This window comes from Acidisarcina polymorpha (genome assembly GCF_003330725.1).
Classification (GTDB): domain Bacteria; phylum Acidobacteriota; class Terriglobia; order Terriglobales; family Acidobacteriaceae; genus Acidisarcina; species Acidisarcina polymorpha.
Genome location: NZ_CP030840.1, coordinates 6,656,476 through 6,680,714, shown reverse-complemented (window position 1 = coordinate 6,680,714; position 24,239 = coordinate 6,656,476). Strand labels below are relative to the sequence as shown.

Annotated in this window: 22 protein-coding genes and 1 pseudogene; 11 read left to right on the top strand and 12 right to left on the bottom strand. The window is 56.2% G+C overall.

Annotation, left to right across the window (positions count from 1 at the left end):
- Window positions 1-181 precede the first annotated feature (181 nt).
- The 7 genes and pseudogenes from leuB (at window position 182) to ACPOL_RS34310 (ending at window position 8,285) form a co-directional block, all read left to right on the top strand.
- A complete protein-coding gene (gene leuB / locus ACPOL_RS28630; protein WP_114210190.1) occupies window positions 182-1,288 on the top strand; it encodes a 3-isopropylmalate dehydrogenase in 1,107 nt (368 codons plus the stop codon).
- Between the two features lie 160 nt (window positions 1,289-1,448).
- A complete protein-coding gene (gene leuC / locus ACPOL_RS28625) occupies window positions 1,449-2,885 on the top strand; it encodes a 3-isopropylmalate dehydratase large subunit (protein ID WP_114210189.1) in 1,437 nt (478 codons plus the stop codon).
- A complete protein-coding gene (leuD, locus tag ACPOL_RS28620; RefSeq protein WP_114210188.1) occupies window positions 2,882-3,538 on the top strand; it encodes a 3-isopropylmalate dehydratase small subunit in 657 nt (218 codons plus the stop codon). The genes leuC and leuD overlap by 4 nt, the downstream gene beginning before the upstream one ends.
- Before the next feature lie 1,418 nt (window positions 3,539-4,956).
- Window positions 4,957-5,723: pseudogene (locus tag ACPOL_RS36625) on the top strand (tyrosine-type recombinase/integrase); the annotation flags it as partial.
- A 143-nt stretch (window positions 5,724-5,866) separates the two neighbouring features.
- Window positions 5,867-7,087: a hypothetical protein gene (locus ACPOL_RS34320; protein ID WP_201758993.1), complete on the top strand. Its 1,221-nt coding sequence runs from the start codon at window positions 5,867-5,869 to the stop codon at window positions 7,085-7,087.
- 294 nt (window positions 7,088-7,381) lie between these two features.
- Window positions 7,382-7,936 (top strand): tyrosine-type recombinase/integrase, encoded by a 555-nt coding sequence (locus ACPOL_RS34315; RefSeq protein WP_201758991.1) that lies wholly within the window; start codon window positions 7,382-7,384, stop codon window positions 7,934-7,936.
- Between the two features lie 70 nt (window positions 7,937-8,006).
- Window positions 8,007-8,285: a hypothetical protein gene (locus ACPOL_RS34310; RefSeq protein WP_201758989.1), complete on the top strand. Its 279-nt coding sequence runs from the start codon at window positions 8,007-8,009 to the stop codon at window positions 8,283-8,285.
- Between the two features lie 119 nt (window positions 8,286-8,404).
- Here the strand turns inward: ACPOL_RS34310 and ACPOL_RS28595 are convergent, their stop codons facing one another.
- Window positions 8,405-9,139 carry an SDR family oxidoreductase gene (locus ACPOL_RS28595; RefSeq protein ID WP_236657097.1) on the bottom strand — a complete coding sequence of 245 codons (735 nt, stop codon included), beginning with the start codon at window positions 9,137-9,139 and terminating at the stop codon, window positions 8,405-8,407.
- A gap of 141 nt (window positions 9,140-9,280) precedes the next feature.
- Here ACPOL_RS28595 and ACPOL_RS28590 point away from each other — a divergent pair, with 141 nt between their 5' ends.
- The gene (locus ACPOL_RS28590) at window positions 9,281-10,195 is read left to right on the top strand and encodes an AraC family transcriptional regulator (protein WP_114210184.1); all 915 of its coding nucleotides are present in this window, start codon (window positions 9,281-9,283) and stop codon (window positions 10,193-10,195) included.
- A 1,084-nt stretch (window positions 10,196-11,279) separates the two neighbouring features.
- On the opposite strand, the gene ACPOL_RS28585 is transcribed toward ACPOL_RS28590, so the two are convergent.
- Window positions 11,280-11,978, bottom strand: a complete 699-nt coding sequence (locus ACPOL_RS28585; RefSeq protein ID WP_114210183.1) for an LVIVD repeat-containing protein — start codon at window positions 11,976-11,978, stop codon at window positions 11,280-11,282.
- 1,265 nt (window positions 11,979-13,243) lie between these two features.
- On the opposite strand from ACPOL_RS28585, the gene ACPOL_RS28575 reads away from it, so the two are divergent.
- From ACPOL_RS28575 to ACPOL_RS28560, 3 genes are all read left to right on the top strand, one after another.
- Window positions 13,244-14,581 (top strand): metal-dependent hydrolase family protein, encoded by a 1,338-nt coding sequence (locus ACPOL_RS28575; protein WP_161557612.1) that lies wholly within the window; start codon window positions 13,244-13,246, stop codon window positions 14,579-14,581.
- A 239-nt stretch (window positions 14,582-14,820) separates the two neighbouring features.
- On the top strand, window positions 14,821-16,158 hold the full coding sequence (locus tag ACPOL_RS28570; RefSeq protein WP_161557611.1) for a metal-dependent hydrolase family protein: 1,338 nt from the start codon (window positions 14,821-14,823) through the stop codon (window positions 16,156-16,158).
- A gap of 241 nt (window positions 16,159-16,399) precedes the next feature.
- Window positions 16,400-17,080 (top strand): aspartate/glutamate racemase family protein, encoded by a 681-nt coding sequence (locus tag ACPOL_RS28560; protein ID WP_161557610.1) that lies wholly within the window; start codon window positions 16,400-16,402, stop codon window positions 17,078-17,080.
- A 306-nt stretch (window positions 17,081-17,386) separates the two neighbouring features.
- Here the strand turns inward: ACPOL_RS28560 and ACPOL_RS28555 are convergent, their stop codons facing one another.
- From ACPOL_RS28555 to ACPOL_RS28515, 10 genes are all read right to left on the bottom strand, one after another.
- Complete coding sequence (locus tag ACPOL_RS28555) at window positions 17,387-17,869, bottom strand: YybH family protein (RefSeq protein WP_161557609.1); 483 nt, start codon at window positions 17,867-17,869, stop codon at window positions 17,387-17,389.
- A gap of 147 nt (window positions 17,870-18,016) precedes the next feature.
- Window positions 18,017-18,379, bottom strand: a complete 363-nt coding sequence (locus tag ACPOL_RS28550; RefSeq protein ID WP_414633396.1) for a DUF1801 domain-containing protein — start codon at window positions 18,377-18,379, stop codon at window positions 18,017-18,019.
- Between the two features lie 598 nt (window positions 18,380-18,977).
- Window positions 18,978-19,259, bottom strand: coding sequence for a hypothetical protein (locus ACPOL_RS35130; protein WP_236657598.1), 282 nt, complete (start codon window positions 19,257-19,259; stop codon window positions 18,978-18,980).
- Window positions 19,207-19,497 (bottom strand): serine hydrolase, encoded by a 291-nt coding sequence (locus ACPOL_RS35125; protein ID WP_236657096.1) that lies wholly within the window; start codon window positions 19,495-19,497, stop codon window positions 19,207-19,209. Before ACPOL_RS35125 ends, ACPOL_RS35130 begins: the two co-directional genes overlap by 53 nt.
- A gap of 154 nt (window positions 19,498-19,651) precedes the next feature.
- Entirely contained in the window at window positions 19,652-20,197 is a 546-nt protein-coding gene (locus tag ACPOL_RS34305) for a carboxypeptidase-like regulatory domain-containing protein (protein ID WP_201759350.1), read from the bottom strand.
- Between the two features lie 161 nt (window positions 20,198-20,358).
- Entirely contained in the window at window positions 20,359-21,741 is a 1,383-nt protein-coding gene (locus tag ACPOL_RS28535; protein ID WP_114210175.1) for an amidohydrolase family protein, read from the bottom strand.
- Window positions 21,742-21,854: 113 nt separating this feature from the next.
- Window positions 21,855-22,298 carry a hypothetical protein gene (locus ACPOL_RS28530; protein ID WP_150133160.1) on the bottom strand — a complete coding sequence of 148 codons (444 nt, stop codon included), beginning with the start codon at window positions 22,296-22,298 and terminating at the stop codon, window positions 21,855-21,857.
- Between the two features lie 163 nt (window positions 22,299-22,461).
- Entirely contained in the window at window positions 22,462-23,136 is a 675-nt protein-coding gene (locus ACPOL_RS28525) for a hypothetical protein (protein ID WP_114210173.1), read from the bottom strand.
- A gap of 2 nt (window positions 23,137-23,138) precedes the next feature.
- Entirely contained in the window at window positions 23,139-23,639 is a 501-nt protein-coding gene (locus ACPOL_RS28520) for a hypothetical protein (protein ID WP_236657095.1), read from the bottom strand.
- A 146-nt stretch (window positions 23,640-23,785) separates the two neighbouring features.
- Window positions 23,786-24,031 carry a helix-turn-helix transcriptional regulator gene (locus ACPOL_RS28515; protein WP_114210171.1) on the bottom strand — a complete coding sequence of 82 codons (246 nt, stop codon included), beginning with the start codon at window positions 24,029-24,031 and terminating at the stop codon, window positions 23,786-23,788.
- Between the last annotated feature and the right edge of the window lie 208 nt (window positions 24,032-24,239).

The following is a 24,239-nucleotide window of genomic DNA, read 5'->3' as shown; positions in this document are numbered from 1 at the left end:
CGATGCAGCATGCATTTTGGCAGAATCGAGCGGTGACACTACTCTTTACGCGCATCTAACTTTGAGAATCGTTTGGGATGACCAAGGTATGAAGTAGATGCAATGAAGCTTCAGACGCGTCCATTTTGCAACGCAAAAAACCCAGGGAATCTCACGCACCTAAGCGCCTGAAGGATAATCAATGCACCTTAGAATTGCACTACTAGCAGGTGACGGCATTGGCCCGGAGGTCATCCAAGAGGCGGTCAACGTCCTTGATGCCGTTGGGGAGGTCGGCGGACACACCTTCGAGTACATGCCATTGCTCATCGGCGGCGCGGGCATCGACGCGCACGGCACGCCCCTACCCAACGAGACCCTGCAGAAAACACTCACCTGCGATGCCGCACTGCTTGGCGCGGTAGGTGATAACAAGTTCAACAAGCTAGCCCCCAGCGAGCGCCCCGAAGCCGGCCTGCTCAAGATTCGCGCTGAACTCGGCGGATTCGCCAATCTGCGTCCTGCGATCGCCTACAAGGCACTCGCCAACAACAGCCCGTTACGCCACGAGATAACCGAAGGCGCCGACATAATGTTTGTGCGTGAACTTCTCGGTGGCCTCTACTTCGGCGAACCACGCTTGTGGGACAAGCAACTCCGCCGCGCTCACAACACCATGGTCTACACGCAGGATGAGGTCGAGCGAGTTGCAAGGATTGCCTTCGATATTGCAGCCAAGCGCCCGAAGAAAAAGCTCACCAGCGTAGATAAGGCCAACGTACTCGAGTGCTCGCAGATGTGGCGTTTCGTCGTCGATCAGGTCGCGAACGAGTATCCGAACGTCACGGTCGAGCATCAGCTTGTCGACTCGATGGCCATCCACCTCATGACGCGTCCACGCGATTTCGATGTGATCCTTACCGAAAACCTCTTCGGTGACATCCTTTCCGACGAGAGCGGGGTCATCACCGGCTCACTCGGCATGCTGCCCTCAGCCACGGTCGGGGGCAAGGTCAACCTTTATGAGCCCATACACGGCTCCGCGCCGGATATCGCCGGCCAGGGCAAGGCCAATCCCATCGGCACCATCCTTACCGCAGCGATGATGCTGCGCATTTCTGGCGGTCTGGAGACCGAAGCAAAGGGCATCGAAGACGCTGTCGTTCAGGTGCTCGAAGCTGGGTACCGCACCCCTGACATTTTAAGCCGCAACGTGGACGGTCAACATGCCGTCGACACGCAGTTGATGGGAAGACTCCTCGTCGACCTCGTCAAGGCAAACTTGGCAGCGAGCTTGTCGGCCTTGTAGCGTACCCTTTTGCGCTTCAGCCAACAGCCCCGACCATATTATTCCGACTGCTGTCGGAGCGTGAAGCGCGACGTAGTACTTGCTTCAGCGAAGATAAGTCCGGTCAAATCTGAATTCGGCGGCCTCCGCGCTACCACTGCACTACTCACAATGAGGGAAGATGAGCGAACCAAGAACACTGTTTGAAAAAATCTGGCAACAACACCTAGTCGTCGAACCGGTAGGCGAGCCGCCACTCCTCTATATCGACCTGCAACTAGTGCATGAAGTGACGTCGCCACAGGCATTTGAAGGACTACGCCTGGCTGGCCGTAAGTTGCGTCACCCAGAGCGGCACATCGCCACGGTGGATCACAATGTACCCACCACCAGTGTCGAGGACCGGCTCCACATCATCGACCAGATCGCGTCGAAGCAGGTGCAGACGCTCCGTAAGAACTGCACTGACTTCGGCATTGAATTCTTTGACGTGCAGGATGCGTCGCAGGGGATCGTCCACATGATAGGACCCGAGCTCGGTGCCACCAAGCCCGGCATAACAATCGTCTGCGGCGACTCGCACACCTCAACACACGGCGCTTTTGGCGCACTGGCCTTCGGCATTGGCACGTCTGAGGTCGAGCATGTAATGGCAACGCAGACGCTGCCGCTGACCAAACCCAAGACCTTCCGTATCAACGTCGAGGGGGACCTGCCCTTCGGCGTCACAGCCAAGGACATTATCCTCGATATCATCGGCAAGATCGGCACCGACGGCGCTACGGGCCACGTGATCGAGTACGCGGGCTGCTCCATCCGCGCGCTCAGCATGGAAGGTCGCATGACCATCTGTAATATGAGCATCGAGGCAGGTGCGCGCGCCGGCATGATCGCTCCCGACGAGACGACCTTCGAATATCTAAAAAGTCGCCGCTTCTCGCCACAAGGCGAAGCATGGGAACAAGCCGTCGCCCACTGGAAGACGCTGCCCACCGACGAAGGTGCCATCTTCGACCGCGAACTCCACGTTGACGCTTCAACACTCGTACCTGCCGTAACCTGGGGCACGTCTCCCGGCATGCACGCGACGATTGACGGAAAGGTGCCCTCGCTCGAAGATGCGAAGTCCGACGGCGACCGTAAGAGCTTCGCCAGCGCATACGAGTACATGGACCTGAAGCCCGGCATGCACATGGAAGAAATAACGATCGATACGGTCTTCATCGGCTCCTGCACCAACGGCCGGATCGAAGATTTGCGCGCCGCAGCCGCCGTGGTAAGGGGCCACCACATCGCCACGAAGATTCGCGCGATGGTCGTTCCCGGCTCGCAACAGGTCAAGCGCCAGGCTGAAGAAGAGGGTCTCGACATTGTATTCAAAAATGCAGGCTTCGAGTGGCGCGAGCCGGGCTGCTCCATGTGCCTGGGCATGAACCCCGACATCCTGCAGCCCGGCGAACGCTGCGCCTCCACAAGCAACCGCAACTTCGAAGGCCGCCAGGGTCGCGGAGGCCGCACCCACCTCGTAAGCCCTGAAATGGCCGCCGCCGCAGCCATCACCGGCCATTTCACCGACATACGTAAGTGGAAGTCCGCAGAAGGAGTACTACGCCAATGACCCCCATCAACGAACTCAAATCCAAAGCCATGCCGCTGCCGCTGCCCAACATCGACACGGACCAGATAATCCCGAAACAGTTCCTCAAGCGCATTGAGCGCACGGGCTACGGCGACTTTCTCTTTTACGATTGGCGTTACAACCTAGACGTGCCCGATTCCATTACGCCCAATGCTAGCTTCGTGATCAACAAGCCCGAGTACCACGGCGCGCAGATCCTCATCGCCGAGCGCAACTTCGGCTGTGGCTCCTCGCGCGAGCACGCCGCATGGGCGCTCAACCAGTTCGGCTTCCTCGCCGTCATAGCACCCACCTTCGCCGACATTTTCTATTCCAACGCAGGCAAGAACGGCATCATCCTCGTCCGCCTTCAAGAAGACCATGTGAAGACGCTGATGGGCCGCTCCACCAAAAACCCGGACAGTATCATAACCATCAACCTCGAACATCAGACTGTCACCGACGACGAAGGCTTCCATGCCCGCTTCGAAATCGAACCATTTCGAAAGTTTTGCCTGCTCAACGGCTACGATGACATTAGCCTGACCTTGCGCCACACCGAAGCACTGACCTCTTTTGAAGCCGCGCACGAGAAACGTCTTTGGGCTATGCCAAAGTCCCATCTAGCGGGTGCTAGTCAGCCGGCAATCTGACTTCCGTTGGGGCTCGACGCCACGATTTAACTCAGTCACACGCTGCAAGGTACGTTACACAGAGCTGCTGCGGTCGCCACCGTTTCTGTGCAATCACCCTCCAGCCACCTCTGCTCTTCAGACCTTAGTCGCGATGATTGGCGTTGTTCGGGTACAAGAAACTCCAGGGCCTAAAAACGCATTGTTCACCCGTTGGGGAGGTGCTTGTGTCTGGATCTACTAAGGCTTCAGTGACTCTCCAAAAGCAACCTCTGAAGTAACAGACATCGGTAAATCGTCGCAGAGAAACATGTTCCTCCGCGAATGTGGAATTTGTTGACGTCGGCAGCGACGGAAGAGCTGATTTGTTCGCAGAGGGCGGACCAGGGCAGCCCACATCTGGTCGAAGAGACCCACAGACGCCGACTTCAAAATAGCCAGGGGCTGTGTTACCAATGTCAGTTCTGAAAGTTGGGTTTTTCGCTTTGGCGCATACACAGCTCTTTTTGGCAGTTTAAGCGGTGACCGTTCCCACGAAGAGAACCGTCTCATTCTGTACAAATGTGGAAGAGGGCTTGGCACCGTTCTGCCGAGTCCCCACAGCTGGCTACAACTCAGTCGCCTCTCCTAATGCGGATGCCAAACATGCTATACGACGCAATCATTGTTGGGGATAGCTATACTGGTTTATCGGCGGGAGTGCAACTCGCGCGTGCTAGACGTGAAGTCTGCATCATCTACTCCGGTCAACCAGGAAACGGATCCGTCAAACGCGTCGTCAGCGATTTTCCTAACCACCACGAAATTGGTGTGATCGATTCAACGTTGTCCGAGCTAGAGCGATACCCTTCCTTGAGAACCATCGATGGTATAGCTGTCGAAGCGCGGAGGGAAGGGACAGGAAGTTTCAGAGTGACCCTCCATTCAGGCGAAAGCCGCGTTGCCTCTAAGTTGCTCTTAGCTTTCGCAGAGAACAACAGCACATTGGCACGACAACTGGGGTGCGTAATAGAGAATGGTGCTTTTGGGGGGCTCATCTGGACCGATCCAGGTATGATGACGACTGTTCCGGGAGTGTATGCCACGCGCAATGATGGCCGGGGTACGTCGGATACGATTTCAGCCGTAGCCGATGGAATCCTGGCAGGTATTTCCATTCATACCGCACTGCTCTGAGGCTTAACGATTGCCGAACTTTGAAACGGGCGGCGGGTCAGCGATCGCATCGAATTGGAGCGAAGGACCGGCAACTGAATCAGCAACTCCAACGTAGTCTGTAACTTAAGTCGAGTGTTTTCCGCTGGCTCGCCGCCGCCGCGCTCCCCTCGTGAGGCGTTGGTGCCGTCGTGCCTGTTCTCCTTGGATCTCCACCAGGAGGTTCATGTGCCGTTCGAGTTCACCGTTCACCCGATCCGTTGCGATCGTTTTCCCTTGGTCGCATGCGACGCTCCCGCTCATGCGTAGCTTTTGTTGCAGTCGCACCGTGGCCTGTCGGCCAATACGCTCGATGCTTATTCGAGGGCATTGGAGAGATATCTTGCATTCTCGGAGTCTACCCGCGTCGCGTCGCGTCCGTCTCCGCGACGCGCGCGGATGCGGGACGGTATCTCGCTGCGTTGCAGGCTGGCGAGGTTGTTTTAGCGAACGCGACGATACAGCAGCTATTGACAGTTGTTCGCCTATTCCATGGATATTTGATGGAAGAAGGGACACGTTCCCACAAACCAGCTGCACAGACCAGCAGCGGACGGGCGATGGTCGCACGCCATCACAAGCTGCCCTGGATTCCTAACGAGGAAGACTGGCATAGCATTCTTGCGGCGGCACGACAGGAGTCCACCCGCAACAGGACGATGCTTGCGTTTGCCTATGACGCTGGACTTCGCCGCGAAGAGCTTTGCAGTCTCCAGAGTAGCGACATGGATCCGTCGAGACGCCTGCTCAAGATTCGAGCCGAGAGTACGAAGGGACGCCGCGAGCGCGCTCTTCCTTATTCCGCATCGAGCGGCGAGTTGCTTGTCCGCTATCTCGGCCGCTCTTTCTCTCCGAGTCACGCCTTAACTACAGCGATCCCGTTTCGATATGGAGTTGGTCGAAGATCGTACTCCAGATTGCACGCAGAGCTGGCGTCCAACGCTTCTCAACGCACACACTTCGCCATCTCTGTCTGACCGATCTAGCCCATGCAGGCTGGGACATCCACGAGATTGCAAGTTTCGCCAGACATCGCAGCGTGCAGACCACGCTGCTCTATATCCATCTCAGTGGCCGCGACCTTTCGCTAAAGCTCGCGACGGGCATGGCTCAGATCCATGCCCGCCGGGTTCAGATGCTGGCGGAGGTCGTTCAGTGACAGCCAAGCGAGTAAGGAAGGATGGACAGCCATGGCACAACAACATCGGGCGTTGGGTTGATACCCTGACCGTCGAACAGCGCTCATCGCTCTTTCAGAGCAGCGCCCGTGCTCAGTGGGGACCAGAGAAGGAGATGCCTAAGAAGGCAGACGACGGACCCTGGACCTGGCCAAATGGTCTCGACCGATACGACCGTAGTTCCACGCTCACCGCGTGCGAAGAGGGTCTGTTGACACGCTATGCGGAGGCGTATCGCTTCTACAGGTACGGGCGAACGATGGACTTTGCTCCTTCGCTCAACCGGCTGGTGCAGCCGCTGAACGATACGCTCGACTACACGGGGATCAAGACCAACCATCGCAAGTATGTGCTGCTGTTCTTCCTGCGTGAGATGGCTGAGCGCAAGCGTTCCTTCTCGGGATGGACCACTGAAGAGTGGATCGATTCCATCGAGCGGAGCAGGATGGAGCGTCAGCACATCGTCGCCATCGCTTATCTGCTCTGTGACTTTGCTGACCTACACCGTCTCAAGTGCGACCACGTCGTTTACGGGTGCCTTGCGCGCAAGGTGTTTGGACGTGATTACATGAAGATCGTCTCCGACCGGGTCTTCGCATTGCTTCTGGAGTGGGGATACCTCAAGCACGGCATGAGCGATCGCATCATGCGGACTGTCTTCGAGACGCTCCTTTTCATCCGCTCGCCCCATCTCGACCAGCTCACGTTGGAGCATTTGAAGAAGGTGATCGCACGCAAGCCACCGCGCATCGGCAGCTATTCATCGTGGCTGTCTCCCGTGTGCTGGCCAGCATGGGAACTGTTCCAGAGGCTCTTGAGGTTCATCGATCCGTTCCCGACAAGGAGTCTTCGCCCGCCCTTACTCTCGGCGTGCCGCCTGAGTGGGCGCGCCTCTGCCGTCTCTGGTTTGATCGATCCACGTATGCGAGAAGCTCCAGAACCCAGAGCTATTGCTTCCTGCTCAACGTGGGCCGTTGGCTCGGTCATGTACATCCAACGGTTTTATCACCAAGCGATTGGACGCGCGATCTTGCAGCGGAACTCATCTCCGTCGTCTGCCAGTGGCATGGTGGAGACTGGGGAAGCATCGATCCCGTTCATGTTAGAAGCCGGGGCAAGTTACTCTCCCCAAGCACTCGCGCGAGCCGCACCTCCGCGCTGCGGATCTTCTTTCGGGATCTTCAGGAGTGGGACCTGATCCCGCGACGGTTCGATCCCATGCGGCATCTGAACATACCGAAGAGTCTCGCCGCTTTGATCGGCCGCAACCCGCGGGTCATCGCCGAGGATGTGTGGGCCAAGCTCGTCTGGGCTGACCTCAACCTCGTTCCCGACGATCTTCCCCGTCGTGGCCCGGCCCATCGAGGGAACTTTCGACCCAACAGTTATCCCATCGAGTTGTGCAGGGCGCTCGCGACGACCTGGCTCTTCGCTGGGCTTCGTAATAACGAGATTCTCAGGCTGCGGGTCGGCTGCATCCGATGGCAGCGCGATGCAGTCACTGTCCCTGGCACGGGCGACATACTTCCCGCCGATGCGGTGTCTGCTCGATGTTCCAGTCAACAAGACCGCAACGGCCTTCACGAAGCCGGTGGATCGTATCGTTGGAGATGCCATCGCTGCCTGGGAGAAGGTGCGTCCGCACGGCGCCAAGCGGGCCGACTGGAAGAGCGGAGAGTTCGTGGACTTTCTCTTCGCGCTCCGGCTCACAGGCGTTGGCAAGTCCTACCTGAACAACATCCTCATCCCCGCGCTTTGCGCTAAAGCCGGCGTGCCGCTGGCCGATGTGCGCGGCAACATTACTACGCATCGGGCACGTTCCACCATTGCTTCGCAGCTCTTCAACGCGAAGGAACCGATGACTTTATTTGAACTGCAGAAGTGGCTCGGTCACGCAAGTCCGTCAGCGACCCAGCATTATGAGAAGATTACGAATCTGAAGATGGCCAAGTCCTATGCCGATGCTGGATACTTTGCGCGCAACCTGCGCGCCATCGAGGTGCTGATCGAACCAGGATGCCGTTCGCACTGGGATCGCCTCAACTGAACCATGGAAGTGCTATGACCTCGGACACGGCTATTGCACCTATGACTTCTTTGAGCAGTGTCCGCACCGCATGGCCTGTGCCAAGTGCGACTTCTATGTGCCGAAGCAATCGACCGCCGCCCTCATACTCGAAGGGAAAAAGAACCTGCTAAGGAATCTCCAAGAGATTCCTCTCGGAGAGGCCGAACAGGCCGCGATTGACGACGGTCTCTTGGCCTACGAAAAACTATTGATGAAGCTGGCGGATCTACCCACGCCTGCAGGTCCGACCCCAAGACAACTCGGGAAATATCTTGTGCAGATTACTGCGTTGAGACCACCGCGAACGACCTCGTCTGACGCCATGTAACCTTTCGGTGCGATCCGACTTGCTCGTGAGTTAAGCTGATTCGGATCCCAACCGATGATCCGACTTAGTTCGCGCTCGCCTAGGGACTCCGCGACAAGATCTGCTACCCGCAAGCGCAATCAGCCCTGGGCTGTAGGTCTGACTACGATTTCGTTTACATCGACATCCGACGGCTGATCGATCGCAAACGCGATAGCCCGGGCGATTGCATCGGGCGATATCGCCATCTTGTCTCGCGCGGCTAAAGTCTGAGCCTTTACCTCGGGGTTTGTCATGGATTCTGCAAAATCGGTGTAAATGAAGCCCGGCGAGATCGCGGTGACCCGGAGTTTGTCCCCGGCCTCCTGACGCAGCCCCTCCGATATAGTCCTCACCGCATTTTTAGTGCCGGCATATACCGCCTGAAGCGGAACGATCCGAAGTCCAGCGGTCGACACGATGTTAACGAAGTGCCCGGAGCCCTGTTCCCGAAAGACAGGCAACGCTGCGGCGATGCCGTAGAGAAAGCCTTTCAGATTAACATCGATCATCTCCTCCCAATCCTCGACCTGCAGATCTTCGATGAGTGAGATTGGCCCGATCCCAGCATTGTTGATGAGAACGTCGAGTTGCCCAAAACGCTTGCAGGCCAACGTGACAAGTTGCTGCACGTCGGAACGTCGCTTGACGTCCATCCGTACCACGGCTACCTGACCGCCTACGCTGTGAATACGAGACGCCAAAGCTTGCAAACGGTCGATTCGCCGAGCTCCCAGGACGACCCGTGCTCCCCGCTCAGCGAGCATAACTGCTGCGGCCTCGCCGATGCCACTACTTGCGCCTGTAATAGCAATTACTTTACCCTCGATGCCCAATATGTAGCCTCCCGAAACTGGTGATCGAAACTCTTTCCAATGCCGATACTATGGAACTGTTACAAAAACTTGGTAGCTCGATCGTGCCGAACTTCTGCCTATTCGTGTCGAACGGTAGAATAGTGGCGAGGCTGGGCATCTATGAGGTTTACATCTGCCGAAAGCAGGAAGCTGCACTCGACCCGGACTGCGCTTGCAAGCAAGTTCATCATGAGTGCGGGAGCAGAGGGGAACGATGATCCATGGCTACCAGGAGTGCAGGTTTTCGTCCGATCGGCTCCGACAATGCCTGCTTCTCGCTTTTACGGCCCTGGTCTCGGCATCATTCTTCAGGGACGCAAGTGCATTGAACTGGGCAACGAAACGTACCGATGTGATGGATCGCAGACTATTCTCACCTCAACAGATCTGCCTGTATTGACCCAGGTGACCGAGGCCAGTCCGAAGAAGCCATACTGCGCGGTATTTCTCAAGATTGACATCGAAGCAGCGAGACAGCTCATCGTAGAACTAGAGTTGGAGGGGCGGGAACGTCAGCCGCTGGGACGCGCATTGGCATCGGGGCCTGTCACTCCAGAATTGTTCAGCGCCCTTGATCGCCTTCTGGAGCTCCGTGACAAACCAAAGGATGTCGCGATTCTTGGCAGTCTGATCCATCGGGAGATTCTCTATAGGCTGCTCACGAGCCAACAGGGAGTTCGGCTCCGTGAGATCGTTTCCATCGGAACTCGCAGTAACCGCACAGCGCAAGCAATGGCCTGGATCAGGCAGAATTACAAGAAGTCAGTACGCATCGAAGCTTTGGCCAGCATGGCTGGAATGGGACTTTCAACGTTTCATCATCATTTTCAAGCCATGTCGGCAATGAGCCCGCTACAGTATCAGAAGCGACTACGTCTGCATGAAGCCAGGCGGCTTATGATGTCAGAGTTCCTAGATACTACTAGTGCGGCGCTTGAAGTTGGATACGAAAGTCCAACCCAATTTATTCGCGAGTATGCCAGGCTCTTCGGTCAACCTCCCAGGCGCCACATCCAGTCGCTGCTCGCGAAGTGAGGGCTCTCTCCTCGCCGTAGTTCCAGCCTCCAGAGGGTCAGGGGAAAGCCAAATTATTCACCTCTGGACAAAATGACACAGCCGTCATCTTGAGAGAACCCCTCACGAGGGGAGTGCGGCGGTGGCGAGCCAGCGGAAAACACTTGCCAGTTGCCCTGATTCCACATATTGCACAGTAACTCAGTTGCATACACCGTTATGTACACCGTTCAACGATACAATAATGATCACCTCACCACGGAATGACGCACCCTGTGGGAGAAGGTGCCTCTAGGGCTGTCCGGTCCAAGCAGAGTGAGACGCACCGATTCAACCGGGTGAGAGGACAGTTTGCTCGGGTACTCGCTCCTGGGAACGTCAGCGGCGGCGGCTTGGGTAGTTTTCTTCTCCATCGCTCGCATCGAAGTCTTGGTACGTCTTCGACGGGGTTCTTCCTCGGCCGCCCCGGGTGGCTTCAGGGACCGCCGCGCGAGACGCGACGGACAAAAAACCGCAGGCACGAAGCGATGCACCGGTCTGGTTGAGTTTGGTGTACGTCACCACACGCTTGTGTCGGCGCTCTAATGCCTCACGGCCCGCATGCCCGTACAGCATCGAGTACGCATTATCGTCAGCTCTTTCGGTTGAAGCATAATGACGCCGAAGTCGTAGCCCTGATGTCATGATTCGAACTCTGTCGACACGATCGAAGACGACCCGCCCATACCTCCAGACGAGGAGAAGATCAGGGTGTCAACGGTGCGTCGCGAGAAGGCTCGCGCTTGCGTAAATGCCATGGGAGACGGCAATCAATCAACCAAGTAAGCACCGTATCGAAGACGCGCCAAGCCGCTCATCGAGTCGGCAGCGCGCCGGTGCTCTTTGAGGAGACGAGACTCAAAGTCAAAGACGTCGCCCTCAGACCATCTCCGATGCGACGCGAGGAGATGTGCCAAGGATGTGAAAATTCCGCGAAGGATTGACCACATCATGTGCACCCACACATACTAACTTTTGCTACCGACATTTGCGCATACGCCAAGGCCAGAAATCCGAATGACAGAATTCATGGCCTTGGCTAAATTAGGGAGTCCTCGGTCCCGTCTTAGTTAGTTAGTTGTCGTTGATGGGCTAGAAACGACTGCTCGACATCGATGCGTCGCACTATAGTGAGGCCTTCGCGATTGAGCAAAAATGTCGTCCCGGTATCTTTATTCTGTAATTGATGTTCTACCTGTCTTACGATAGCGAGGACTATAGGCTGATCCCGCGAGGTAGTGTCAATGACTTCATATTCTTTGCGCGCTGGTCGCGCCGAACGCTCCGCCTGGTCCACCTCCGAGGCGCCAGGTTTATCCATAATCAGCGTAGAACCGTTGTCTTTCAGTGCGGACACTTCGTGTAACGCGGGACGCTTTTCGTCGCGTAGGTCGAGAATTGCCGCTCCTTTCCCATTCCGATAGCGTACCAGCGCGGTCTTGTCGCTCAGATAGTCGATAAAGTCGAATGGGCCGCTGGCGGCGAGCTGCTGTGTAGCTTTCAACTTGATCCGTGAAGGATCAGTCACATCGAAAATGAGCAATCGAGAACCATTTTGCTGTTCTTCGTAAAGATAGTAACCGCCGTCTCTATTGGGGTACAGGAAGAGGTCTTCCCCGGGTACTTGAGCAGCGTCAGGAAGATTCTGTGGGGACATGACAATCAGCTTTCCCGAGGCCGAACGAATCTGAGCATTGCTAGAGATTGAGAGGGCCATAGCAGTAAAAGCCGCAAGCAAAACATTGCGGACACGTTCCTTATTCATTTCTCTCCTTGACATTTGATCGGTTGTAAAATCTGGTGGTGAAAGTTTTCATTCGGTCACTGCATCGGACTGACACATTGCATAGTCTCAATTTTGTAACCCTGTGTTTTGATGCAAGAGAACGATTGCAAAAGATAACGGTTTTGAGACAGGGGACGGATTGTTCCTGACAAGTTGCTAAGGGGAGACGCTCGGAACTTGGACGAAACTGTGCTCGACCACTCTGAATAATCTGAATCGATCAGCTACGAGAATTTGGTTTCAAATGGCTAGTCCTGTACACGCGGCATAAGTACCAGCCTCAGCGAGTGCCCGGCTCGAAGTGTGCCATTGGAGAAGAGAAACACTAAACAAGGAGAGCAACTGGGACGATGCAAGCGATACCCGCCTGCGCGGGCGGTAAACCTGTTGCCGCAGATCGAGATATCGATCGCGAACGGAAGACGAGAGTTCTGGCGTGTAAGGAATTCGGTATCGTGGAGCAGACGAACCTCCGCTGGCGCAAGAAATACTGTGGGTTACAAGGCACCAGGCGGAGCTGCTTAGAGAGATAAAGCAAGAGGTCAAAGCTGAAGGGCCTAGTAGCGAACCCGAGTCTGGACAATCTGACGTTTAAGGAATCCGCACCGAGAGTGTATGGTTCGCCCCGTTCTTGCGAGCGCAGTTCTACTTCTGACACATAGTGGTCTGCGCAAATGTACACGGCCTCGCAAGTGGGCTGCTTTTGGCGACCACGCGATGATGAAATCCGCGCATGCCGTTTCCAATAACTTGTAGCGGTGTTGAGGAAGACCGATTTCCCGCTCGGACCACCCCATGCCGATCGACCATTGTGTCATCAGTTCTCTGCGCTGCAAACTTAGGAAGGGCCTTTGTCAGGCATCAGCCCAACGTCAATGCCGTACACCGTAGCATTCACAATGCGCTTCCTCATGGCGGTGTCCTTCCGCTGCTTGGTCATAGTGGGTTCCCCGTTGAAGTCCGAGCGAATCATCCCATCACATCTGAGCCCAGAACATTATATGGAACGCGACTGCGGGCCAACGATAACAACCGGTTGGAGACTATCTTGTGACTTGTCCTGCCAAGGCAAGACCAGGGGGCCTTGCAAGCTGGCCCGAGGTGTTAGCTTCTCCGGAATGAATGAATTAATTGACAACACAAATAGCCTTCACACTTGCTCTGTTGATGAGGATGATCGAGTTCGTCTAGGCCGACGAGCTTGGTTTATAGAGTGCGCCCGCCGAGCCCTTTGTTCCCTTGGATTGAAAGCGTTCCTGGCTGCCGCACTCGGACTCTCCGTTTCGTGCCCTGCTCGCGGCGCAGAGCCGCCAGCGCCGTCGCACTGGACGATCATCCATGCGGGGATGTTGCTGTCGGACGCCCGGACTGATCCTCAGCCAAAGATGTCAATCCTGGTGAAGGACGACACGATTACGGCGATTCGCGACGGCTATGTCGGCGCGGAAGCGATCCCCGCTCCTAAGCCTGAGCACGTGAAGATGGTGGAGCTGCAGAATCAGTTTGTCATGGCCGGCATGGTCGATGCGCATACGCATATCGTTTTCCCCAACTTGGACGTTGCCATAGGCTTGTTTAACGTCGGCCTCATGCTTCGGGGCGGAGCCACCACGGTGCGCGATGCCGGAAGCTCACCGGAGGCGATCTTTCCGTTGCGCGATGCTATCGTGGAGGGGTCAATCCTCGGACCGCGTATTATGGCGTCGGGATCACCGCTCTCGATCACGGGGGGGCACGCGGATTTCCGCAATGGCAAGCTGCAAGACGAACTCTCACCACCTGCCTACTCGAGCGCGGTGTGCGACGTAGTGAACGAGTGCGAGAAGGCGACCCGCAAGCAGATCCAGTTCGGCGCCGATCAGGTCAAGGTGATGGCGAGCGGTGGCGTCTCCGACGATTCCGATACTGGTCTGGGCCCAGCATTCTCTGAGGCGGAGCTGAAGGCAATTGTCGTTACGGCACACCGCATGCACAGGACCGTCATGGCGCATGCGCTCTCCGCAGAGTCGATCGAAGCCGCCGTCGACGCGGGGGTCGACTCCGTCGAGCACGGTGACTTCCTGAATGAAGAGGTCGCAAGATTAATGGCGCAGCACCATGTTTTCTTCGATCCGACGCTGTACTCTCTGGTGGCGCTCCAGAACGCGATCGATCATCCGACGCCTTCGATCCCGATGACGGAGAAGAACATTCGCAAGTTCCGGACGATGATGGCTACCGCTCCACGGATTGCTGAAAGAATGGCTCTGGCGAAACGCTTCGGGCTCGCTATCCTCGCCGGATCGGACAACGGCGGTATCATCACGGACGAAGTCGTCGCGCTGGTCGAGCAGGGCCACTTGTCGCCACGGGAAGCGTTAGTCGCGTCTACGGTCAACGGAGCCGATGCGCTTCATCTGTCAGGTCAGATCGGAACGCTTGCTCCCGGCAAGTCGGCGGACGTTATCGCCTTCGACGGCAATCCGCTCACCAACATTGAAGACTGCCACAAGCTGCATTTTGTGATGGCCCGTGGACACGTCGCGGTCAGCCCGGACACCGGCGAAGGAGATCCGACACCAGCGTCCACTCTGCCGAAGTAACTTGAAATCCCAAACCTGTAGTTAAGAGTCCGTTGCAGACTATTTTGCGACCCGTCCTGCCAAGGCAAGAGCAGGGGGCCTTGTAAGCTGGCGCGACGTGTTAGCTTCTCCGAATGAACGAATTACTTGACAACACAAATATCCTTCACACTTGCTCTGTTGATGAGGATGATCGAGTTCGTCTGGGACGACGAGCTTGGTTCATAGAGTGCACCCGCCGAGCCCTTTGTTCCCTTGGATTGAAAGCGTTCCTGGCTGCCGCACTCGGACTCTCCGTTTCGTGCCTCGCTCGCGGCGCAGAGCCGCCAGCGCCGTCGCACTGGACGATCATCCATGCGGGGATGTTGCTGTCGGACGCCCGGACTGATCCTCAGCCAAAGATGTCAATCCTGGTGAAGGACGACACGATTACGGCGATTCGCGACGGCTATGTCGGCGCGGAAGCGATCCCCGCCCCGAAGCCCGAGCACGTGAAGATGGTGGAACTGCAGAATCAGTTTGTCATGGCCGGCATGGTCGATGCTCACACGCATATCGTCGATCCCAACCTCGATTTCGGAATGGGCCTGTATAACGTCGGCTTCATGGTGCGGGGCGGCGCCACCACGGTGCGTGACGCTGGGAGTGTGCCGGAGGGGATCTTTCCGCTGCGCCAAGCCATCGCGGAGGGGTCGATCCTTGGGCCACGCATTCTGGCGTCTGGATCGCCGCTCACCATTACGGGAGGTCACGCGGATTTCCGCAATGGCAAGCTGCAAGCGGAATTATCGCCACCTCTCTACTCCCGCGCGGTATGCGACGGCGTAGATGAGTGCGAGAAGGCGACGCGTAAGCAGGTGCAGTTCGGCGCCGACCAGATCAAAGTGATGGCGAGCGGCGGAGTCTCCGACGACTCCGATACTGGATTGGGCCCGGCGTTTTCGGATGCGGAGCTGAGGGCGATCGTCGATTCGGCGCACCGCCTGCACAGGACCGTGATGGCGCACGCGCTCTCCGCGGAGTCGATCAAAGCCGCCGTTGACGCGGGAGTCGACTCCATCGAGCATGGCGACTTCCTGAATGAAGAGGTCGCAAGACTAATGGCGCAACACCATGTTTTCTTCGATCCGACGCTGTACGTTCTTGTGGCGATCCAGAACGTAATCGATCATCCAACCCCTTCGATCCCTATGACGGAGAAGAACATTCGCAAATTCCACGAGCTGATGAAGACCGCTCCACCGATCGCTGAAAGAATGGCTCTGGCGAAGCGCTTCGGGCTCACTATTCTCGCCGGATCGGACGACGGCGGTACGGTCACGGACGAGGTGGTCGCGCTAGTGGAGCAGGGCCATTTGTCTCCACGGGAAGCACTCGTCGCGTCTACGGTCAACGGAGCCGAGGCGGTTCATTTGTCAGATCAGATAGGGACGCTTGCTCCCGGCAAGTCGGCGGACGTTATCGCCTTTGACGGCAATCCGCTCACCAATATCGAGGACTGCCACAAGTTGCATTTTGTGATGGCTCGAGGACGGATCGCCGTCAACCCGGACACCGGCGAAGGAGACCCGACACCAGCGTCATCTCTGCCGAAGTAACTGAAATCAACTCGTCCTTGACGGGGGTCGGCAGGGTCGATGGATGGTTTTGATCGAAACCGTGACCACAAAGCATACGGGAGATACGGAAACCCCTCACATTCGGGCGATAGAAGACCAGCTTCGCCCGTTGTGATCGGCTAATGCCCTTATGTAGGCAGTACCGGTAATCCTGGCACTGGCGGGCAGTGTCGGAGACCGCCGGGACTGTATTCAACGTAGTTTTTCTCGAGGTGTCACAGTGCACATTGGACTTATCGGCGGCATCGGCCCTGCGTCGACCGAATATTATTACCGGGCACTGACCAAGCGGCACGCCGCTGCAGGCCAGAGGCTATCGCTGACTATTGCGAACGCGCATGCGCCAGAACTGGTGGCCAATATGGAGGCGGCGAATGTGAGCGGCCAAGCTGAATGCTTCGCCGGCTATGTCAATCAGTTGCGAGCGGGCGGCTGTGAAGCCGTTGCATTGAGTTCTATGGGGGCTCATTTCTGCATCAAGGAATTAGAAGCCGTTTCTTCGCTCCCGGTCATCAGCGCAATCCCTTCGCTAGAATCGCACTTTCTTACCATGGGCGTAACCCGTGTCGGCGTGCTTGGGACAACATCCGTAATGCAGTCCAAGCTTTACGGGATAGGCTCTGTCGAGGTCATCGTGCCCCCAGCTGAAGAACTCGGGAAAGTCCACTCTAACTACATTGCCATGGCGTTGTCCGGTGCAGCGACTGACGATCAGCGCAGATTCTTTGGCTCTGCAGGGTTGAATCTCTACCGCGATCGCGGTGCGGAGGTCATAGTTCTTGGCGGGACTGATCTGTTCCTTGCGTTCAAAGGAAGGGAGGGTGACTATGGTTATCCTATTGTCGACAGCGCTCTGATTCACGCTGAAGCGATTGCGCGGGTCGCGATGGGCACGATATAGCAAGAGCCATGAATGCCAGTACACCCGCAACGGCGCGCCACGCCTCGCCCCGTCGTGGAAACAATCGATCTAAGTGATTCTTATGGTTATGGGAAACTGACGGCATCGCACTTTTCGTGTTTCTAGCAACTGTGCCCGAGTGTCACAGCCGGAGATGAGACTCCTCTAGGGGTCTCGCACGGATCCTCGTCCGCCTGCTAGTTTTCTGCAGCCTCGGCGACATAGCTGGAGCCCTGACACTTCTGATAGGAAACCAACAGATCGTTCCCCCTTTGTCCAAGGGGCCGTTGCATTGTGGGCAAGTGCTCAGGGGGTCGGCTGACGGTCTTCGGAGTGGTGGACGTGGACCAGTCGCCACGTCCCAGATTCTCTGCGGTAGGCCTGCGTTTCGACGCCATGTGTGGTCACAGCCGATCCGCCTTCCCGCATTGTCGCGTAAAAAGTCCAGTGGAATTCAGACCAACCAGTATCACCGTTCACATAGATCGTCATGCCACGCGTCTGAAGATCGCGTTTCGAAAACATGCCACCCATTACGTTCTGAAAAACATGCTGCTCGATTGCATCGAAGCCGTGTTCTTCGCCCAGTGGATAGATGAACGAGACCTCGGGCGAGTGAGACCAGATTTCCGAGAGCAAGTTCAGATCAACGGTGTCCACGGCCTTAGTGTACTGCTCGATGAGGTGGTGGATTGCCAGAACGTCACCCCGGGGGCCGGGGCCGGTCTGGGCGGCGGCGTACGCCGGCATGAGGCAGAGCACAGCGGCTATTAGGATGCGGGTGCTCATAAACCCTCTAATCTGGTTCATCGTTTCAGAATGAGCCAATAGACGCCTCTTCGCTTCGGCAAAGGCCAATCCGCCTATCGATATCAGTCCCTTCGTTAGGAATGTCAGGTCCGGTCGTTGCCAATCCCAGCGCAAGCACAAGAAGGGCTATGCTCGTTTTGGGTATTGCGCCGTAGTGGTTTCATCGGCCTTTTCGGCGAGTGTCTCAAGCACCCTAATGTCTACATCCGCGAGCTTCTTGATGTAAAGGCATCCCTTGCCGGTAGTGTGTCTGCCGAGTTTAGCGAGTAACGGCTCAGCACCATCAAAGCCGATCATGCCGTACAAAACATTTGCGGCCTTACGTGGCGAAAAGCCGACTATGAGCATATCGCCTTCACGTCCGCTCTCGTAGTTATAGTGGTAGCTGTCGAATCCGATGATCGAGGGACCCCACATGGCGGGACCCCACATCGCGGGTTCGTTGCCGGTGACCTTCTGCATCAGCTTGGTCAGAGCCTCAGCCTCTATGCGTCGCGCCTCGTCAGCGCACGCATCGAGAAACGCCGAACGTTCATGTTTGTCGGTTTGGTCTTATTTTCGGCTATGATTTTCCCCCTGGAACCAACTTCCGGTAGGTCGGATTTCCGCATCGTGAAAGACACCCTCTGAGCGACGCCGTCCATGACAAACCAACTTCATAAAGCGTAGTAGAGCGGTCCATCGACTGTATAGCAAATGGATCCAGACGGCCAGGTTGCGCTGAATTGCCTGCAGCGAATGTCCAAACGGCGTTGGATCTTTCATTTCCGCAGACTCTACAAGCCACAACTTGATGGCGCAATTCGTTAGCGACGTCCGGCACAGTTCAGCTTAGCGAAGTTGACGCAACCTCCGTGATGTTTGAACGTTCCTTCATGCGCCGGTCGAAACAGAGACCGGGCTGACGGTTGGACGATATCACCAGCAACTACGTCTCCTTATTCGCTTTATAGAATTTAAGGGGAATGCATCCGAAGGCCCATTCATGGCTTCGCCGCGAGCGCTGCGTCGTAACAGGCACGAGCGATCGAAGCGATGGTGTGTTCCACTGCGGCTTCATCGGCATGAGCATCTGTCACGAGGACGGCTAGGGCGAGACGGCGTCCGTCGGGCAGCGTGATAGCCCCACATCGTTCGTAGCTGCTGCCATGCCATTCTCATAGCCGGATGGTCCCGTCTTTTGTGCAACGATGGCGCCAGTTGAGAGCGAGCCCTTCAGTAGCTTCGGTGCAGAGGGAGATGAGTCATGATTGCGAGGAGGTACTGAGTGCGTTCGCCGTTCAGCGGCGAAGTATCTGCGAGCAAGCGCAGCAGCTTCACAAAGCTGCAGGCTCCTCGAAATTGCGGTATTGACGTCGCTCGTCGTCATGGAGACTACGTTCCGTATCCCGTATCTGAATGCCTTGCAATCCGAGTGTGTCGAGATAATTTTGGACCGGCACTGTTCCACCCATAAGCCGGAGCAGAGTGTCCGTCGCTGTATTGTCGGATCGACCGACAGACAGTTCGAGCAACTCATGAAGAGGAACGTCAACGTTCGCTTTCGGGTGCGAATCCTGAAGCGGACTGTACGTGTCTTTGTAGATATCCGAGGGAAGGAAGCGCACCTGTCGGTCGAGCGATAGCTACCCTTGCTCTAGCGCGTGCAGGACAGCAAGTCCCAGAGGCAGCTTAAACGCCGATTGCATCGGTTGATGGCCGTGTGCGTTGAGATTGTAATCCAGGTTTGTTCCCGGCAGTGAGCAGGACACAGAGACGACATCATTCGCTTCTTTCGCCAATATAGTGATTCGCTGCTGCAGTAATGTTTGGGAATGGATGGTAACGGCAGGAAACATGATCGGTACGAGCACAAGAAGATGGCGCAATGTCTAGGATAATTGTGCCGCTGCCAATGGTGGGAACGCGGCGCTCGAAGGCGTCGCTTTCCGGCGGAGTAGCCCTCGCGCTGCAGTAGAGATCGATCATCCGCCCTCCTGGCGCCGACGAATTCCAATCAGCGAATCGGACAACCTGATAGAGGAAGATCGGTAGGGTTGGCTCTGAGTCTACTGCGAGCTTGCGCTCTTCTTTCGGACAGCTGAAGTGCTGGGGCTGTTCAAGCGCCCTTGTAGAAGAAGGGAGCAGGCGATATTTGCCAGGGCCAAGTTTTCCCAGATCGAATTCACCATCGGTGTCTGTGGTGACGATCTTGACTGGCGTTTGCTGCGTTCCCGAAAGATAGCTCCGAAGCTCGACTTTTGAAGTCTTCAGGGGCGCTCCAGCCTGATCGACCAAACGGCCAGAGATGTGCGTCGGCGTGCTCACCCGAAGATTCGGCCTTGATGTGTTCAACCTTGTTGCAGAAATTGGGATCTGAGGGGCCAATTTGGACGACCTGACCAAGCAGAAACGGCGGGTTGATCGCAGCTATCGCAAAGGCTGACAGGACGAAAGGTAACTATGCACCGGCAAAGTCATTTTCGAGGTCAATGTTTCGCCTCCAATTTTACGGCTTCCAAGAGACCTAAGATCGCAGCATGATCGAAGTATTGGCCATGCAGCCACACGGCCTCAATCTGAATCGTGTTGTGAATGTCGGCAAGCGGATCGGCACGGAGCAGGACCAGATCGGCGCTTTTGCCCGCTTCGACGCTTCCCACCTCAGATGTCCGATGCAGAAATCGAGCGGGATTGATCGTTGCGGTTTGCAGGGCGGCGAGCGGCGAGAGGCCTGAATCGACCATGAGCGCTAGCTCGTCATGAAGGCTGAAACCCGGTAAGCAATAGGGGTTCATTGCATCCGTCCCAGCCAAGAGCGGTACGCCAGCCCTGTACATGCCGCCCACAATCCTCTCATCCACCCCAAAGATTCCCCGCGCCATTTGGTAGTCCGCGTTGTTCCAGCGTCTGATCTGCGGCTGAGTTCTATCATTCCACCTGCTTCTTGACTTACGACCAACGTAAACCAATCGGGGATCTGAGGTCATCTTGGAATCGTCCAGCCTGCGCCACATGCGATTCACTGTCAACGTCGGCACCTGCCAGGTATCGTTCTGACGAAACTCGGCAAAAAGAGCCTGACACTTTGCCTGGTCGAAGCTGCGGTAGCCCTCAGCCTCCACCCTGAGCCGATCGAGAAAGAATCGTGCATGTTCGATGGCGGCGTTCAAAATCTCCTGTTTGCTCGAACACGCCAGCGCAATTCCCGTGAGGTGTTCCATCGAACGCTGACCGGCAGCCGAGGCCTCCTGGGCCGTGACCGCCTCCGGGACATGGCCTTCAAAGTCCATGTGCTGCAGCTTCGCCTCATCCGCCAAAGCGAAGTAAGCGTCGCGTGGAACTCCGTCATATACCTTGATGAAATCAGCCCCGCCAGCTTTGATCTCATCGACTGTGCGGCGCGCATCCGCAGGCTTCTTGACGACGATCGAGCCGGGCCACATTGGCGAACTGCCGTCGACGATTGCGCTTGCCAAATAAATAAAGGGCGAGGGTTTCCTTTCGGAGAGCTCAACTCGTAGAGCTGCCGTGTCCCGCTCCCCGGCCATCATGCGAACTCCCGTTACGCCATTCGCAATGTACAGGGGCAACTCGCCCGTTCCATGGACGTGGACATGCATGTCCCATAAGCCAGGAATGAGAAAGCCTCCGTGACCATCGACAGCACCCGGAGATGCACCATCTGCAGGTTCTGTCGGCGCGACAGAGAGAATCCGGCCTCCTTGAAGCTTGACTGTCTGCTCCTTGGCCTCTTCGCCCGTCACTACGTTGATGACGGTGACGTGTTGAATCAAGGTCACCGGCGAGGAAGGTTCCTGAGCAAGGCTTACACAAGCCCAGAAAGCCAGCGTCAGCAGTAGTCGCTTCACCCGTCCTCCTAAAAGTGTCCCTCACCAGCAGAATTAGAATGACGTCCCTGATAATCGCAGGCTGGTCTGTGCCCTTTGGCTATAAAAAAGGGCACCTTATAGAGAGGCACTTACTAGAGTGGACTATTTTCCAGGAATTCCCAAGGGCGCACGAACAGTACGAGCTCTCCCGGAACCGAAGTGCTAGTGGTCTTGCTGCATCGGTTTGGCTTTGCGACCGGCTGCACGATCCCCTTTAATAGGATTTCGCTGACCTTGAACTCATTGTGAACCAATCCGCCTGGCTCATCGGCGCAGGCGACATAGAGCTTTGTGTTGTGAGTTAAGATCGTGGAGTCCTTCGAGATGCTTATGGCTGCAACGCCGTTTTGATCGGTTTGGACGTTAATCTCCCGATAGCCGGGGGAAGCTTCAAGTCCAACTTTAGTGAGCTTCAAAGGGTTCCCATTTAGGCCGTTGAGCAGTTTAATGCGAATCACGGATTGTGGTTGTTGAGCAACGGTGACAGAGACGCCCAAAGCAAACGAAGCTATGCTGAACAGCAAGTTCCGAATCACGGTGCCTCCATTTCTACCATCGTCTGCCCGATGCATGCGCAACATGCAAAACATCAAACTAAAGCAATTGTCTCGGCCACTCTTACCTAAGTCAAACCCTTTCGAATCAAAATTCACAGAAGCCTCTGGGACAGACTTCAGCAGCAGCTGCGCTCTGGCGTCGTCACGCTTTCTTGTCGATCAGCTCCATCTCCCCCGATTCCTCGCGCGGATCCGGCTCCTCCCAAAGCACAATTGCCTTGGGAAGCGTTATCGCCATTACGATGAGCTGGAGCAGCAGCGCCACCACATCCTGCGTCTTCGTCAGGCGATCCGGATGAATTGAATAGACTCCTGCCATGCTCGTCAGATACGTGCCCAGCAGCACCAGTGTTCTCCGCGACGCACGGTCTCGCTCGCCGGCCTCGCGTTCATCTGGAAGCCAAGGACGATGCTCCCGGCTTCCGCTTCGCGGCATCAGGTATGTCCCGACGCGGTATCTTTTTAAAAGATCCTCTTGTTGTTCCGCCGAGCTTTCCTCAAATCCTGTTGTCCCATACCTGTATCGTGCCCACTCATCCAGGCTGCCAACCATTAACATTTCTGCAGGCGCCTGCTTCGGCACAAAGAAACTTTTGACGAGGGCGCCGTCACGAAAAACACCTAAAAAGACTAAGACAAACGACATCACCCACATCACCCAGTATGGATGTCCGAAGGCATCCCATATTTGTGCTTGTATCGACAGCATCGCCACACCAAAAACTATATATGACGCCACTACAGCGACTCTCCGCCGCCAACGTGCCTGCATGTCAATCCCTAGAAACCGAAGGTTCGCTGTATTGGTGTTCAGCATGGCTACACCTCCTTTGGCCCACCCAGCACCAAATGCGGTTCACCGAGAACGTTCGGCATCATCCACACTCGAATCAGCTCGGGCAATGACAGGACCGCGATGACGATTCCAGTACAGGCGAGCGCGCCGAACAGAAGCTCAGTCCGCGCTAGACCGATAGGCATGCACAAACCGGCTCCCCACCAGACCAAGATCAACCTTGGCAATCCGCGTCTAAATAGCCGAAACGCATGTCCCTCCGCGTTCCGTTGCATCGCTGCATCTCGCTCATTTTGCACTTTTCCTTCGGACTGGAGTTCGTAACGCATCTGGTGCTTCACCCGGACCTTCTCCATCTCGGTGGGTTCCCCAAACGTTTTTCCGTAAGTCCATCTTGCGCGGTCCTCTTCCGTTGCGATCGAAGACATGGGACGTATGAGTCGCAACAGGAATAGTCCCAGAACCAGAGCCAGCAGGCAATCAAGTGCTGCTGCAATCCCGTAAAGGTGACTGGTATCCCTCATAGCTGACAGATTGAAGACTCCAATTACGAATAAGCTCGCTGGGCCAACTATTGATAGAGCCACGAGCCAGTTCCATTGCCTTCGAGTTGGTGTTTGCGCCTTCCTCGGCTGCCTTGAAATGAAGCCTGCTTTCGGTTCAGTCATAGCTACGCCTCCCTTTTCTCCAGCATGTACACCTGTTCGCTCAGCGGCCGAAATGGATCCGGCGAGAAAATCGCCTCCACCGGGAGTTTAAAGAACCGACTAATCTTGAAGGCCAACTCCAAAGACGGCGTGTAGTCGCCTCTCTCTAAGAATCCGATCGTCTGCGTATTGACGCTCACTGCCTGCGCCAGCGCCTGTCGGCTCAGCGAACGTTCAGAACGAAGCACGGCTATGCGGTTATAGAGCATTCTACTTCCTCAACCGAAATACTATATTGCGTATACGCAACGAGCAAGAGGTTATGGGCTCGTCTGCTGGATCCCGCGCGGCGCCGATGTATGAAACATTCGCGCACTATTCCGAGCTTCTTGGTTTATGAACCCAAAGAGCGCTCCTTACGCACAGCCCAACGTTCTTCCTTGCAAATCAAAAGCGCGAGCGATGCTCCTCAACGAG